This is a genomic window from Vibrio pomeroyi (assembly GCF_024347595.1).
In the GTDB taxonomy this organism is placed as follows: Bacteria; Pseudomonadota; Gammaproteobacteria; order Enterobacterales; family Vibrionaceae; genus Vibrio; species Vibrio pomeroyi.
In genome coordinates, this window is record NZ_AP025507.1 from 370,799 (window position 1) to 385,132 (window position 14,334).

At 43.7% G+C, this 14,334-nt stretch carries 13 protein-coding genes and 1 pseudogene; 5 read left to right on the plus strand and 9 right to left on the minus strand.

Annotated elements, in window-relative coordinates; translation table 11 throughout:
• Positions 1-201: 201 nt before the first annotated feature.
• Together OCV12_RS17820 and OCV12_RS17825 are read left to right on the plus strand one after the other, a co-directional pair.
• On the plus strand, positions 202-1,092 hold the full coding sequence (locus OCV12_RS17820; protein WP_261886746.1) for a helix-turn-helix domain-containing protein: 891 nt from the start codon (positions 202-204) through the stop codon (positions 1,090-1,092).
• Between the two features lie 120 nt (positions 1,093-1,212).
• Positions 1,213-2,076, plus strand: a complete 864-nt coding sequence (locus tag OCV12_RS17825; RefSeq protein ID WP_261886747.1) for a nuclear transport factor 2 family protein — start codon at positions 1,213-1,215, stop codon at positions 2,074-2,076.
• 615 nt (positions 2,077-2,691) lie between these two features.
• Here OCV12_RS17825 and OCV12_RS17835 read toward each other — a convergent pair.
• Complete coding sequence (locus tag OCV12_RS17835) at positions 2,692-2,862, minus strand: hypothetical protein (protein ID WP_017632012.1); 171 nt, start codon at positions 2,860-2,862, stop codon at positions 2,692-2,694.
• A 278-nt stretch (positions 2,863-3,140) separates the two neighbouring features.
• On the opposite strand from OCV12_RS17835, the gene OCV12_RS17840 reads away from it, so the two are divergent.
• Positions 3,141-3,629, plus strand: coding sequence for an Lrp/AsnC family transcriptional regulator (locus tag OCV12_RS17840; RefSeq protein ID WP_004732526.1), 489 nt, complete (start codon positions 3,141-3,143; stop codon positions 3,627-3,629).
• A 119-nt stretch (positions 3,630-3,748) separates the two neighbouring features.
• Here OCV12_RS17840 and OCV12_RS17845 read toward each other — a convergent pair whose 3' ends face one another.
• Entirely contained in the window at positions 3,749-4,456 is a 708-nt protein-coding gene (locus tag OCV12_RS17845) for a DUF445 family protein (RefSeq protein ID WP_239849284.1), read from the minus strand.
• Positions 4,457-4,742: 286 nt separating this feature from the next.
• Positions 4,743-6,593, minus strand: a complete 1,851-nt coding sequence (locus tag OCV12_RS17850; protein ID WP_261886748.1) for an ABC transporter ATP-binding protein — start codon at positions 6,591-6,593, stop codon at positions 4,743-4,745.
• A 599-nt stretch (positions 6,594-7,192) separates the two neighbouring features.
• Here OCV12_RS17850 and OCV12_RS17855 point away from each other — a divergent pair.
• Positions 7,193-8,167, plus strand: a complete 975-nt coding sequence (locus OCV12_RS17855; protein ID WP_017067108.1) for an arginine deiminase-related protein — start codon at positions 7,193-7,195, stop codon at positions 8,165-8,167.
• 131 nt (positions 8,168-8,298) lie between these two features.
• Here OCV12_RS17855 and OCV12_RS17860 read toward each other — a convergent pair whose 3' ends face one another.
• From OCV12_RS17860 to OCV12_RS17880, 6 genes and pseudogenes are all read right to left on the minus strand, one after another.
• On the minus strand, positions 8,299-8,931 hold the full coding sequence (locus OCV12_RS17860) for an esterase/lipase family protein (protein ID WP_261886749.1): 633 nt from the start codon (positions 8,929-8,931) through the stop codon (positions 8,299-8,301).
• A 133-nt stretch (positions 8,932-9,064) separates the two neighbouring features.
• Positions 9,065-9,279: pseudogene (locus tag OCV12_RS24940) on the minus strand (AraC family transcriptional regulator); the annotation flags it as partial.
• A gap of 27 nt (positions 9,280-9,306) precedes the next feature.
• Positions 9,307-9,873, minus strand: a complete 567-nt coding sequence (locus OCV12_RS17865; protein ID WP_261886750.1) for a mechanosensitive ion channel family protein — start codon at positions 9,871-9,873, stop codon at positions 9,307-9,309.
• On the minus strand, positions 9,873-10,808 hold the full coding sequence (locus OCV12_RS17870; RefSeq protein WP_261886751.1) for a CorA family divalent cation transporter: 936 nt from the start codon (positions 10,806-10,808) through the stop codon (positions 9,873-9,875). Before OCV12_RS17870 ends, OCV12_RS17865 begins: the two co-directional genes overlap by 1 nt.
• 327 nt (positions 10,809-11,135) lie before the next feature.
• Entirely contained in the window at positions 11,136-12,758 is a 1,623-nt protein-coding gene (locus OCV12_RS17875; RefSeq protein WP_261886752.1) for a phosphoethanolamine transferase, read from the minus strand.
• Positions 12,759-12,990: 232 nt separating this feature from the next.
• A complete protein-coding gene (locus tag OCV12_RS17880) occupies positions 12,991-13,575 on the minus strand; it encodes a porin family protein (RefSeq protein WP_239849345.1) in 585 nt (194 codons plus the stop codon).
• A 192-nt stretch (positions 13,576-13,767) separates the two neighbouring features.
• On the opposite strand from OCV12_RS17880, the gene OCV12_RS17885 reads away from it, so the two are divergent.
• Positions 13,768-14,307, plus strand: coding sequence for a hydrolase (locus OCV12_RS17885; RefSeq protein ID WP_261886753.1), 540 nt, complete (start codon positions 13,768-13,770; stop codon positions 14,305-14,307).
• The last annotated feature ends 27 nt before the right edge of the window (positions 14,308-14,334 follow it).

The following is a 14,334-nucleotide window of genomic DNA, read 5'->3' on the forward strand; positions in this document are numbered from 1 at the left end:
TTGGTGGAGAGAGCTTTAATTCAATAAGAACGTCAGATAGCCGAATATTCTAATCGCGCTTGTCTGGAGTGTATAGAACACATTCCAATACGCCTGACAGCGTCAATCTCAAGTCAAACTTCTAAGTCTTAGAGATTTCCGTTTTCGAAGGGATACATTACAGTTGCTAGAGTAAAGCAGTAAACGAACAGGAAGAGAGAAGTGCCCCAAGCGATCCCGAACATTGGCTTTAATCATGAAAAAACGGCGCAGGCAGAATTGGAGCTGATCCCGCTGTCTCGACTCTATTCTGATGGCAATATCGACCATGACCCTCAATTGCCACATCGTGTTAGCTTCTTCTTGATTCTGTTTATTGAGCAAGGCTCTGGGACGCACATGGTCGATTTCCAAGACTATCCTTTCAGCCAAGGGTGTGTGTTGTTCATTCAAAGAGAGCAAGTACACGCCTTTGATTTTAGTAATAAGCCGCAAGGAACGGCGGTTATTTTTACTCAAGCATTTCTCGACAGCGTTCACGCTAATATGAAGCTGCCGAACTACACGCCAACCCACTTGAACAAGGCTCACTCTGCATTACTGCCATTAGACGAACTTCATCAAGATCGCACACAGAGCCTGCTACAACAAATTACGCTAGAGCTGAATCAGCCAGACCCCGATCCTTTGATTGTGATGTATCTGTTCTCGGCATTGGCGCTGATTCTTCACCGCCTGCGGCCGGAAGTGAAGCAAGACGCCTTGAGTTTGCAGCAGAACATTAAGTTTGCCCGCTACTTTGAATTGCTTCAAAACAACTACCTGCACGTTCGTGATGCAAACTGGTACGCCAATCAAATTAGTACCACCTACAAGACACTGAATCAGGTGTGCAAGGTCGCAACTGGGCTAACAGCAAAGCAGATCATTGACTCTTTCACTGTATTAGAGATGAAGCGCCAGCTGGTGGTGAGCAACATTACCTCACAAAAGATGGCATTGGATTTTGGGTTTGAAGACGCGAGTAATTTCGTTAAATACTTTAAAAATCATACCCAAATGACACCGAGTGAGTTTCAAAAAAAATATTCCAAACCGTCTCTTACCGAATAGCTGCGATTGAACATGTCTACGTCAAGGTTCGATATCTACCATTTTTCTGCCTAAATACACTCTGCCGCGAGCCTCTCTCGTTGACTAATATAGTTTCCAAGCCAACGAGAGGACTTAATAATGAAAACAATAACCAACACATTCAAATCAACACTACTAACTGCTGGCGTACTTGCTGCTTCTGTTGTTAGAGGCTCTGTGGCTGCTCAAGAGCTGTCTATTCAAGAGAAAGGTGTCGCAGTCATTTCAAGCATTGAAACGGGCGATGCTAAAGCGGTGAGCTATATTAACCCTGAGAAGTACATCCAACACAATCTAGCGGTCGGCGATGGCTTAGCTGGTTTTGGGGAAGTGTTGCAAATGCTCCCAGCTGGTTCTGCAAAGGCACAAGTTAAGCGCTCATTTCAAGACGGTGACTTCGTAGTAACACACACTGAATACAACTTCTTCGGCCCTAAAGTCGGCTTCGATGTATTCCGTTTTGAAGATGGACTGATTGTTGAGCACTGGGATAACTTGCAAGAGATCGCTAAGCCAAACGCAAGTGGTCGCACTCAATTAGACGGTACGACTAAAGTCGTAGATCTCGAGAAAACGGATCAAAATAAACAGCTTGTCGGTGGCTTTGTAAAAGACATCTTGATCGGCGGTGACATGTCGAAGATTAATCAGTACATCGATAACGAAGACAGCGCTTACCTTCAGCACAATCCTCGTGTGGCCGATGGTCTAAGCGGTTTAGGTGAAGCTTTGGGAGCGTTAGCTGAAGCAGGAATGCCAATGGTTTATACCGCTAACCACAAGATCTTAGGCCAAGGTAACTTTGTGCTGTCGATCAGCGAAGGCCAGTTTATGAATAACCACGTAGCATTTTATGATCTATTCCGTGTTGATAACGGCAAGATTGTGGAGCACTGGGACACCATCGAAACCATTCCTGCACGTTCAGAGTGGAAAAATGACAACGGTAAATTTGGCTTCTAAGTTTGAGTTAAATTGAACCAGAAATGACGTTATAAAGCGGTGCTTTCATTGTGGAGGTGCCGCTTTTTTTGCGTGGAAGTTTGCTGGTGGATCGAGCTGAAGATGTGTCTTTATGGGGTTTTACAATGTAAATCGAAAGCGAAGGATCTTGAGCGAGAAATGAAAGATCTGCCTTGTTGATGGCGTTTGATGTCAAAAAATAAAATAGAAAAGTGGCTATTTTTTGAACTTGGCGCTCACTTTTGTCATTAGCTCGGTGAATTGTGGAACCGAATTGGACATGATGTGTCAATTGTCAGTAACCACTAAAGACCTATAGGACAAAGGTATGCCTGATCTCTATTGCAAAGGATGTAAAAAAACAACACTACATAAGTCTATAATGAAACGTTGTGAATCAGAGCCCGAGACAGCGTCTGGCCGTATGATGCAATGGACGTCAAAGCTATTTAGTGGAAACCTGTACTACGATATGGAAACTCAGCACTTCTGCCGCACGTGCAATTGTCGTTGCGAAACTGGAAGTACTGTTCCCCAAGTTGGCCTAGCCTAACTCATAGTAAGTGCTTACTAACTTGATTCAAAAAACCTCCGTGTTAGGAGGTTTTTGCGTTTCTAGGCAGCCTTGAGTGCAAGCTCAGTTTCAATGGCATTGCCATCAACCTTCACTTCCCATCCATAGTTTGAGTATTCACTTGCTAGTGCTTGAGCAACATCTTTTGATACCGTTACGTGTGTCCATGAACCAATACCGTAAGGCTTATATGCGAGTTCTTGCGTTTTCATAATAGAGTCATCCTTTCTCTTTGATAATTCTATTATTCACTTTGCCATATATCCTTTCTTTCGTTTCTGGCTCAACTTATTTGTTTATCGGGTCATTTCTATAATAATTTGTTAATAGCTAGAGTTTGATTTATAAGGGTTGTTATCGATTTGTGTGGATTTATATTTGGTGTGAATGTCACTTGTGCATTTAGTTTTTAAATGTGTGAGCGGGGTTTTCTTCGATTGCTCTTAGTATGGAATATACTGAGCCGAATTTAGAATGTTTAAGGAATGTTATGTCTCAGCATCAACTCGATCGTATCGATAAAGAGATACTAAGAATTCTGCACATGAAAGGGCGTTTACCCGTGGTTGAGTTGGCCAAGCAGGTTAACCTAACGACGTCTCCTTGCTCTGATAGACTCAAGCGATTGGAAAAAGAGGGCTACATAACGGGCTACCATGCTGAGCTGTGTTCAGAAAAGTTGGGACTCGATGTTCAAGTCTTTATCCATATTCGTCTCGATCAGACCAGCTTTTCGATTTTTGATAAGTTTGCCCAAGCCGTTGAAATGATGCCCGAGGTGGAAGAGTGTTATTCACTGTCGGGAGACTTCGACACCATGATCAAGGTTCGAGTGAAAGACATGAAGGCATACCAAGCGTTTATGGCCACTAAGCTGGGTACGCTGCCTGGCGTGATTCAGACCCGCAGTGAAGTAGTCATTGAGGAACACAAGAAGGGCTTTGGTGTTAACCCTGAGTTGTTGGCAACCTTAAAATAGAGTACTGCTTTTACTTCAAACGTGTTTGTTTAGATATAAAAAATGGAAGCTAATGAGCTTCCATTTTTTGTTGAGTGCCAGAGCAAGGCAATCAGATAAATTGGTTGTCGCTAAGCCGCTTACAGCGTAATTGCCGCAGAGATTAAGCCAATCACACCACCGAATACACCGCCCCAAACCACAAGCCAGCCAAGGTGCTTCTTGATCATGGTTTGAACCATTTCTTTTACAAGCTTTGGTGTCAGTTCATTCAAGCGTTGATCGATGATCGCTTCAATGTTCTCTTTGATTTCGTCCATCATCGCCGGAGATTCTAGCTCTTCCTTGATGGCATTTTTTACCGAATCGCTCTTGCTGATTTCGATCACAGACTCTTGCATCTTCTCAACAAACGGCGCTTTCATTGGCTCTAGCGCTTCTGTACCGCCAAACATTGCCAACATGCCACCAAATTGAGAGTTCTCGATGACATGGACCAGTGAATCGAATGCAGGGTTAAAGTCGATCTTCTTAATCACAGGCTCTAGGTTCAGTGATTGGCCGCCAGACATCTCGCTGCTTAGGAAGCGGTCGATGTTACTTTCAGTAAAGAACTGTTCCATCATCAATTGTTTGATGGCTGCTTTGAACTCTTCAAAGCGTGCTGGAATAACGCCTGAACCGTATAGGCCGGGTACTTTCTCGAACAACATGTGAATCGCAAGCCAGTTGGTGATGGCACCAGAAAATGCGAATAGGCCTGCATAAAGCAAGTATTGGTTTGTTGTCGCATAGCCGCCAGCAAGCAGCGCTAACGCGATAACGTTAGTTAAGACACTTTTGTTCATGGTTGATCTCTAGAAAGAATACTGCGCGCATTTTAAGAAAAAATCGCCAAGAAAAAAACAAAAGGATCGATGAAGTTTACGTAACAGGTGGGAAATATTGCTGATCTAGGGGCATAAGAAAGGCTAGCCTCCCCCCGAAGTCTAGCCTTATTCCAGAACGCGCAAGCGAGGCGTTTTTGGTGTTAACGTCATTATATAATTACGACATAACATTCTGCTACGTGTAATTTACCGTTAATTAACAAATTGGTGTGAATTACGCCGCACTTTTAAAATAGCACAAAAATTAAGCGCTGGTTGTCTGCTCAAGATCATCCGCAATGAAGCCACCCGTTTGGTGATTCCACAACTGTGCGTAGATACCATTTTGGTTAATCAGCTCTTGGTGCGTGCCTTCTTCGACGATATTGCCTTCATCAAGCACGATCAGGCGGTCCATCGCAGCAATGGTCGACAGGCGGTGTGCAATCGCGATAACCGTCTTACCTTCCATTAGCTCAATCAAGCTCTCTTGGATTGCCGCTTCTACCTCAGAATCGAGGGCAGACGTCGCTTCATCCAGAACCAGTAGTGGCGCATTTTTCAAAAGAACACGTGAGATAGCGACACGTTGACGCTGACCACCAGAAAGCTTAACGCCTCTTTCACCCACTTGAGCATCGTAACCAACGTTGCCAAACGGGTCGGTGAGGGTTTCGATAAACTCATGTGCGTGCGCCTGTTTGGTGGCTGCGTAAACCTCTTCATCTGATGCTTCAGGTCGACCGTAAAGAATGTTGTCTTTGATCGAACGGTGTAACAATGAAGTATCTTGGGTCACCATACCGATGTTGCTGCGCAGCGAGTCTTGCGTCACTGTTGATATCTCTTGATCGTCAATCAGGATGCGACCGCTTTCTACGTCATGGAAACGCAGTAGCAAGTTAACCAAGGTTGATTTACCTGCACCTGAACGGCCGACTAAGCCCACTTTTTCACCAGGCTTAATGTTGAGATTAAGGTTGTTGATCACGCCCTTATTCTCGCCGTAGTTAAAGCTGACGTTGTCGAAGTTGATGCCGCCTTGTGGAACCTTAAGTGGCTCAGCGTCTTTCTTGTCTTCGATAGCGATAGGTTTAGACAGCGTTTTAATACCATCAATCACAGTACCTAGGTTTTCAAACAGACCACCGATTTCCCACATGATCCATTTCGACATGCCGTTAATACGCAGAGCCAAGCTCACTGCAATCGCAATTGCACCCACGGTGATTGCGCTATCTAGCCATAAGTAGATAGAGATACCAGCAATGCTGAACACCAATAGATAGTTAGCGAACTCAACACAGATGTTGAAGCCGGTTACCAAGCGCATTTGGCGGTGCACAGTATCAAGGAAGCCTTCCATGCCCTCTTCGGCGTATTCGGTTTCTCTTTTACTGTGTGAGAACAGTTTCACCGTCGCGATGTTGGTGTAACTATCGACAATACGACCTGTCATTAACGAGCGCGCATCGGCTTGTTCTGATGATACGTCTTTCAGCTTTGGTACGAAGTGCAGTTGGATACCGATATAAACGAACAACCAAATCAGCATTGGAGCCATCAAACGCCAATCTGATTCAGCGAGCATGAACAACATCGCGGTGAAGTAAACCGTCACGTAAACAAACACATCAACCATTTTGGTTACGGTTTCACGCACCGCTAGCGATGTTTGCATCACTTTAGTGGCAACACGTCCGGCAAAATCATCTTGATAGAACGATAAGCTCTGCTTCAAAAGATAGCGGTGCGCCAACCAACGAATCGACATCGGGTAGTTGCCCAGCAAGGTTTGGTGAAGCAAAAGCGAGTAAACACTGATCAAGATCGGCATCACGACCAATAACAGAACACCAAGTCCCATTAGTGTGGATTGGTTATCTGCTAAGAAGGTTTCTGGGTTGCTGGTTGATAGCCAATCAACCAGTTGGCCCATGTAACCGAACAACGCGACTTCGATGATCGCGATGGTCATGCTCATTAGTCCGAGCAGGATTAACGGTTTTTCAAAACCTCGAGTGTAATGGCGGCAAAATGCCAGTATTCCAGTAGGAGGTTGTATCGGCTCTCCCTTTGGAAAGGCTTCAGTAAAGCCTTCAAATTTTTTGTACATAGATTTCCCTTTATAAACGAATGCATCGATTAGCAACTGCATCGTCTGTGTAGCTTTGTTTTTATAGGTTCGGTTTGAAATTTGCCGTCTTAGCTTGAAATTATATAAGCGCCAATTCGTTCTTATAAGCATTAAGCCATTCGATGGATTTTGGTTTAAGCGCTTGGTTGAAAAACTTGGTTCACGCGTTCGTTTAACACTAATACGTTGTTTAAGCGATGTCGCAGGAAAGGTCCAAAGCGTGTCTTTCATGACGCGTATTTTAGATTGAATCGGACAGGAAAAGTTAAGCTTATTTCAAACGTAATTGATTGTTATGCAACGGTGATAATCCTAACGCTAAATGGATTGAATTGTAACCTAAACCCGCAGCAAGCTAGAGAATGAAGCTTGGATATTTATTCAGCAAATTCTGTATCTCATATGCAAACTGTTGGTTCTTTCTGATGTGCTGTTATCTTGCAGTAAAAATTACCGAATAAACTGAGTTTTGCAGGAATTGTTTGGGATAAATATTCAAATCATTATTCTTTTCAGTGAATCTTGTCGTAACAAGTTGTTTACAATTCTGAGGTAAATAAAAGATAGGGACGGTTGAGATGTTAAACCTACACAAAAAATCACTTCACATTACGAATGTTCAAAACGCCAATTGCGTTGTTATGGTGCCGCCAAAAGAATTTAAATTTAATGAAGAAACGGCACAAGATAATGAGTTTCAGAACAGAGTTAATCTGACCGAAGCTGAAGTAAAATTAGAAACCATGGCTGAATTTAAGGCGATGGTCGCTTCGTTGCGTAAAGAAGGTGTGCAAGTTGTAGAGTTTGATTACCCAGAACTTGGTGTGGAAACGCCAGATGCGGTTTTCCCTAATAACTGGTTTAGCACCTGTGGCGACGGAAGCTTATTTACGTTCCCTATGGCGTGTGAAAACCGTCAAAATGAAGTTAAACCAAATGCCCTTATTGAAGCACTTGAAGCGTCTGGTCGCATTGTAAATCACAGTGAGTCTCTAGAGTCTTACATTGCTCAAGGTTCTTATCTAGAGAGCACGGGCGTGATGGTGATCGACCATATCAATAAGACCATCTACGCGGCGCTTTCTCAGCGTTGTGACCGTGAAGTGTTAGAAGACTATGCAAAGCGCATTGGTTATTCTCGCGTGGTGTCATTCCAAACAGCACTGCCGTCTGGTCAGCCGATCTACCACACCAATGTGATGATGGCGATTGGTGATAATTTCTGCGTGATCTGTGATGAAGTGATCCCAGAGTTTGAGCGCCGTTTTGTGGTGAAATCACTTGCTAAAGATAAGCAGGTTATCTCTATTTCAATTGATCAGATGAACCGTTTCTGCGGAAATATCCTACAACTGGAAACAGTGAATGGCGACAAGGTGATCGCGATGTCTCAATCGGCTTACGATGCGTTTTCTCCAGCTCAGTTGGCGCAACTTTCAACACACGGTAAGTTGCTACCATTTAACGTGAAAACGATTGAAGATATTGGTGGTGGTTCGGTGCGATGCATGTTGGGTGAGGTGTTCTTACCAACACGAGTTAATCGTCTATAGCAAGCACTCACTTTCAGATATGAATTTTTGAATACCACTCTTATCGCAGAGTGGTATTTTTGTTTTTATCTATCACAAATAAGAGAACAAGGGCTAGATACAGGAGTTAACGTACAAGCTAACGGAAACAGCTATGAAGCGCTCTTGAAAGCCCTATGTTGGATGAACTGAGTTGAGAGTGCGACCACTTCCTTAGAGTACACCAGAGCGGTGTGGTTGAGCTTGAGGGCGCAGGTGTCTGTTGCGCCACGTAGGTTCGCGTCTTCAAGCGTAACTGTGCCATCACCTGGGTTTCTGCCCAATACAATGCGTCCTACACCTGCGTCGTAGGTGCCAGTAATCACGCCAATCGGCACATCAATATCATAATCACCCAAGCCATCACTTAAGATCATCTTGCTCGAACCAAATATAAACCCAAGGCCATGGTTCGACAGCGTTTTCGCGATAGTCGCGCCATTGTGTGGAGTACCTGCGGTAATGATGCAGGTGTCGGCAAAGTTGGGTTGGTAAAACTTAAAGTAGTGACGAATCAACAAGCCACCGAGTGAGTGACCAAAGAAGTAGACCTCATCGTGCTCATCAAAGCGTGCATTGACGAAGCGATTGAGGCGTTTAGCAGCAGAAGGGAAGCGCAGCGAGTTGTAAGCGAACTTGTGGGTTTGAAAGCCGCGCTTTTTGAAGTTTCTATCCAGATATTGCATGATCAACGCAGGCATATATAGACCATGAATTAAAACTATATGTTTGTTTTTATTATTCATTTTTGTCCTCCGTCTGATGGTGTCTCCAGTATATTTAGTCGCAAATCTAAACTCAATAAAACTTGCGGCTAATGGGACACAACAGGCAGAGAATTCACTGTAGAAAGAATGTGCGTTATAGATAAAGAATGAGTTATTTCGACCTTACTCCACCATATACATCAATGGTTAAGCCGCCTTGTTTAGCGTAAGTACTGGGTATTAGACCTGTTACCTTGTTGAAGTTTCTCTCTAATGCCTTTGTGAGCAAAATAACTTATCACTTGCGCTACAATCGATGTTCGAACCAAGTACTTTTAATACCTTACATCTCAGTTCTCTGTGTCTATTAGTTTGACCTGCCGATATTCAAGGCACCAGAAAATCTTACGATTTTTAATTTTCAGTTTTGATTAGCTTAGGCTCATCCGCCTCACTTTTAGCTTCAGGTTCGACCAAAACTTTGATTACGCCTTTTTGCAAAATCAAGTTATTGGGGTAGGTGATAATGTTGCCCGAACTGTGTCGGAGAATAACGTGGAACATGGTGATATCAATGATCACGCCACTGATATCTTCGTCTTTCTCTGCGACTCTTACTCTGTCACCTATACGGTAAGGAAATACAAAAAATATCAACACACTCGCGGTGAGGTTGCTTAAAATTGACCATTGCGCGAATAATGCGACACCCAGCACAGCAAATATGGATGATAAGAATAGCGAAATATCACCAAAACCTAAGTTAAGAACAATCGTAAACACAGCTATGAAGAGTAGAAACAGAACAATATTGAAACACTTAAGCACGAACTGCTTTCGCTTCAGTTCGACACGCTTATTCTCCGCTAATGTTTCTATCCAGTTCTTACCTAAGTGTTTGATCACCCAATATACAGTGATAAGAAGTAAACCTAAAACCACCTGTCTAAGCCACATATTGGATTGCAAAAACTCAACCATTAAATAAACCTCAATTTTTTCAAAATAACGACCTCTGCCGCTACGACCACGAGCAGCCCAATGCAAAATAGTGGAAATGCTATTGGGTTATCTGTTCCGGGTATCCCTGCGATATTGACACCCAGTAAACCGGTGAAAAACCCAGCAGGGAGGAAAATACCTGCAATGATAGAAAATAGGTACGTATTTCTATTCATTTTTTCAGCTTGTTGTTGACTTAGGCTCGCTAAAAATACATTAATTTGTTCGATGTAAAACTCGACTGACTCATTAATTCTTAGGATGGTATCAAGACTGTTCTTTATATGACTGTTGTGCTTGCTTAATGGTGCAGGTATGTCACTCATTAAATCCTCGAAAACGTATTTCTGTGGCTTCAAATAACGCCTTAGTCTGAGTAACCTCGAATGTAGAGCGTTGATGGATTTTATATCGTGATGAGATTCAGACTCTAGCTCGTCAATCAGTTGTTCTACGGGAGTCAAGAAGCTTGATATATAATGGTTAATTCCGCGGATCATGCCTAGCAATACATCAGGTAACGACGTTGGACCTTGGCTTTGTTTTAGATCGGATATTAGGTTACTGACCGCTTTTGAAGGAACTTTGCGTGTCGATATTAAAGTGCCTTTGTACCATAAGATGCGTAGGCTAAGCATGTCGTCAGGGTTAGCACCTTCGTTTAGATTAATGCCTCGCAGAATCATCAAAAAACAGTCGTGGCCAAATTGTTCAAATCGAGGGCGGGTGTCATCGGTGAGTAATGAATCGATGATGGCATTTGGAACCGTATTATTGTGGAGCCATTCTCTCAAACCGTCAGCATCTCTTTGGCAGTGATACCAAGTTGATTGCTCGAATGAGGCTGGGCTTGTGGTGTGTTCATGCGCCACACCCTCAGAAAATTGCCAGCTAGAAATTATGAAAGCGTCCATTCGCTGTCCTTAATGATATGACGTAAATATCGAGATTCGAGCACAATTGAGATGCTACATTGAGCTCTGTTTTCTTAGAGAAAGGGAGCCGAGATAACAAGTGCTAGTAGAGCGTTTGGTCAGAAACGTTATTCTTATGAGTACTCGGATTCTTAAGTACCGTTCCCTAATAAATGTAGCTCATTGTTTCGTCGTTATAAATTAGCACTCTGGCTCTATGTTAGCGACGAAAAAAAGAAAAGACCTAGGTCTTTTCTTTTTAGGGGAAGTTGAGGAGAGCTTGCTCAGGCAACTCGAGTTTTCCGATGGTTTACATAAGCAAAAGCGTTAACGGCACGGTGCGAACATATCTTGTTCCTGTCTATACTCTTTGGTTTGCACATCCATCAAGCCAAGCAAAGAGTCGAACAGATTATCGTGTGAGAAGCTTTGCTCTTTTCCTGCTTTACGTAAGCACGTGTCACTGATGCCTTTCTCAGCAGCAAAGCCATCCGACATCCAAAATATCAGTGGAACGTGGGTTTGTTCCTTTGGAGCGAGAGAGTAAGGCATGCCGTGTAAGTAGACACCATTTTCTCCCAGAGACTCGCCGTGATCGGACACGTACATCAACGCCACGTTGTATTTGTCGTTCAGTTTCTCAAGCTTTTGCATCGCCTGTGAGAGGAAGAAATCCGTGTACAAGATGGTGTTGTCGTAGGTGTTAACCACTTCCTCTTTGGTGCAGTTTTCAATATCGGCGCGAGCGCAATCAGGTGTGAATTTCTTATGTTCTTCTGGATAGCGTTCAAAGTAAGTCGGGCCATGAGATCCGGCGATATGATAGAAGATGATGCTATCTTGGTTAAGATCTTGAGTATCTTGCTCGAAGTTCTCTAGCATCGCTGTGTCGTAGCACACATCGTTATTACACAACGGATCGCTGTCTTTGGCGACGAGCGTCATCTCTTTGATTCGGTGTGCAACCGCCTTGTCTCCACCATCATGTTCCCGCCATATAGAGTGAATGCCTGCGCGGTTCATAATGTCGACCACGTTATCTTGGTTGTAAGCTTTGTCTCGGTCGTAGTTGCTGCGATTCATGTTCGAGAACATACACGGCACAGAAACCGCAGTGGCTGTTCCGCACGACTGAACATCTGAGAAAAATATCGGGTTGTAAGGCTGGGTGTGAGCGTTCGTTTCTCTCTCATAGCCATGATACTGGTAGTTATACACGCGCGCGGTTTCACCCAGCACAAACACCAGTAAGGTCGGCTTGGTTGCCGCTTTGGCTTGCGGTGTTTGCTTCGCATCTAACCCGAGTTCTTGATAGGGGATCGGCTCTTTGATGTAGGTGTTATTGATGTATTTGACCGCGGATGACACGTATTCGGTTGGGATGATCATCTTTTTGATGTGCGAGTTATTGCGACCAATCGAGACATAATCTTTGTAAAACAGCCCTGCAATAATCGCGATAACAATCAATGAAGAGAGCAATCCAATCGACTTCCAGACAAAGAAATCTTTCCATGACTCTCGCTTAAGCTTGGTAAACAGTAGCAGCAGTGACGGAATAATACCCATCGCGAATAACCATAAGATGGAGTGGGTACTTACATAGCTTGCTGCTTCGCCACTATTGGTTTCGAAGACGTTCTCTATCATCCCATAATCGACATAGATGCCGTAACTGAACATGCTGTAGCTGACGAGTGTTGAGGTGATGAGCAAGAAGATAAAAAATGGCTTGGAGAATATCGGCCAGTTAAAAACTTGGAAGATAAAATTGAAGGCAGCAAGGAAGAAGATAGGGATGGATATAAGAAACGCAACGCTTTCAGACTTAGATGCCTGAACAATACTAAACAACTCTTGGGAGAGAGGGATGTTGATGACAAGCAGATAATACACAGCCAACACAAAGGGCAGCTTGTTTATCGACATGTTTAAGCTTGGTAGATTCATAGGTTTGTTTTCCTGCGTCTCTTATCCCTTTATTTTAGTCTCGCTACCAAGAAAGCTCTAATATCAACGCACAAAGCTCAAATAGGTAAGGGTGAGCGATAAACTGGCTAAGGTGAGATGACGCGATTGGTTGTGTAGAAACAAAAATTCACTTTACTGAGTGACCTTCATGACAAGGTGGAACAGCAAAGTGAATTAGTATGTTCAGCTTATTCTACGTGGTTCAATCACATTAGAAGTTGTATGAACCACCGAAGCTAATGCTGTTGAATGCAAGCGTATGGTCATCGCTTTTGAATGAGCCGTTACTTCCAATTGAGTAGTCATCTACGCTTACCGCATCTGCTTGCGAGATTAGGCGCAGCGTTAGGTGTTCAACCGGCGTGTATTCAACACCAACACCAAAGTGGAAACCTGTACCGCTATCATCATCGTATCCTGCACCGCTATTCGCATTGAGGTCGACAGAGCTTAAACCAGCCAATACGAATGGGCGGATTGTGTTGTCGAATGTGTAACCTAGGTTTGCTGACACAGAAATAGACGTTGGTGAAAGCTTGTCAGTGCTGTTTTTGTAGTTTGCGTAATCTGTGTAGCCAAGTTCCACGCCAACGATACGGTTGAATTGGTAACCGCCGTATAGGTTGTAACCCATGCCGCTAGAATCTAAGCTCGGCGCGCCATCTGTATCTGAATCTTGGTAGACGCTAAGGCCACCACCAATGTATGCGCCGCCGTCAGTGCCTGCTGCTAAAGCTGGAAGAGAAACCGCGCTGATCAAGCCCAGTGCTAATGCTGATTTCGTTATCTTGTTCATTTTTCTTACTCACTCTTTAATGTCATGTCAGTATCAATTATTTTTGTTTTTCGGCCTTTCGACCGTTGATGACCATTATTCCGTAGTCTTTTATGTATTACTGTATGGCTTTGTAAGCTGAATCATTACATAGTAGAAAACATACACATCAGATTGCGTAAGTAATCAGGCTGCCCAAAACAAGGAGTAAACATGCTAACGAAACAAAAGACAGGTTTGGTGGTTGTGGATGTTCAGGGCAAGCTCGCACGCCTTGTTGATGAGAGCGAGACTCTGATTTCTAACTGTGGAAAGTTGATTGAAGGAGCGCAGGTTTTAGGTCTTTCTGTTGTTAGCTTGGAGCAGAATCCTGAGAAGTTGGGGCCTACCGTTAGTGAGCTGAATGACCTATTGAGTGACGCTAAGTCGATATCAAAATTTACGTTCAACGCGTGTAACGAGCCCAAGTTTGTTGAGGCAGTGCAAGCCAAGGATGTGGATACGTGGTTGGTGTGTGGTATTGAGGCTCATATTTGTGTCTATCAAACTGCAATGGGGTTGTTGGATCTTGGGTACAAGGTTCAGGTAGTTGGTGACTGTGTTAGTTCGCGAACAGCATTGAACAAGAAATTGGCTATCAGTCGATTGCGGGACGCTGGTGTCCAAATTACGGGATTAGAAATGAGCTTATACGAGCTAGTGAAAGATTGCCGCGCACCAGAATTTAAGTCCATTCTGTCCTTGATTCGTTAACTTGGGTTTCGTTGAGGTCCGATTCGT

Bases quoted from the DNA above. Each gene is read 5' to 3' on its own strand.
- OCV12_RS17825 (WP_261886747.1), top strand. From the start codon at position 1,213: ATGAAAACAATAACCAACACATTCAAATCAACACTACTAACTGCTGGC.
- OCV12_RS17835 (WP_017632012.1), bottom strand. From the start codon at position 2,862: ATGAAAACGCAAGAACTCGCATATAAGCCTTACGGTATTGGTTCATGG.
- OCV12_RS17840 (WP_004732526.1), top strand. From the start codon at position 3,141: ATGTCTCAGCATCAACTCGATCGTATCGATAAAGAGATACTAAGAATT.
- OCV12_RS17845 (WP_239849284.1), bottom strand. From the start codon at position 4,456: ATGAACAAAAGTGTCTTAACTAACGTTATCGCGTTAGCGCTGCTTGCT.
- OCV12_RS17850 (WP_261886748.1), bottom strand. From the start codon at position 6,593: ATGTACAAAAAATTTGAAGGCTTTACTGAAGCCTTTCCAAAGGGAGAG.
- OCV12_RS17855 (WP_017067108.1), top strand. From the start codon at position 7,193: ATGTTAAACCTACACAAAAAATCACTTCACATTACGAATGTTCAAAAC.
- OCV12_RS17860 (WP_261886749.1), bottom strand. From the start codon at position 8,931: ATGAATAATAAAAACAAACATATAGTTTTAATTCATGGTCTATATATG.
- OCV12_RS17865 (WP_261886750.1), bottom strand. From the start codon at position 9,873: ATGGTTGAGTTTTTGCAATCCAATATGTGGCTTAGACAGGTGGTTTTA.
- OCV12_RS17870 (WP_261886751.1), bottom strand. From the start codon at position 10,808: ATGGACGCTTTCATAATTTCTAGCTGGCAATTTTCTGAGGGTGTGGCG.
- OCV12_RS17875 (WP_261886752.1), bottom strand. From the start codon at position 12,758: ATGAATCTACCAAGCTTAAACATGTCGATAAACAAGCTGCCCTTTGTG.
- OCV12_RS17880 (WP_239849345.1), bottom strand. From the start codon at position 13,575: ATGAACAAGATAACGAAATCAGCATTAGCACTGGGCTTGATCAGCGCG.
- OCV12_RS17885 (WP_261886753.1), top strand. From the start codon at position 13,768: ATGCTAACGAAACAAAAGACAGGTTTGGTGGTTGTGGATGTTCAGGGC.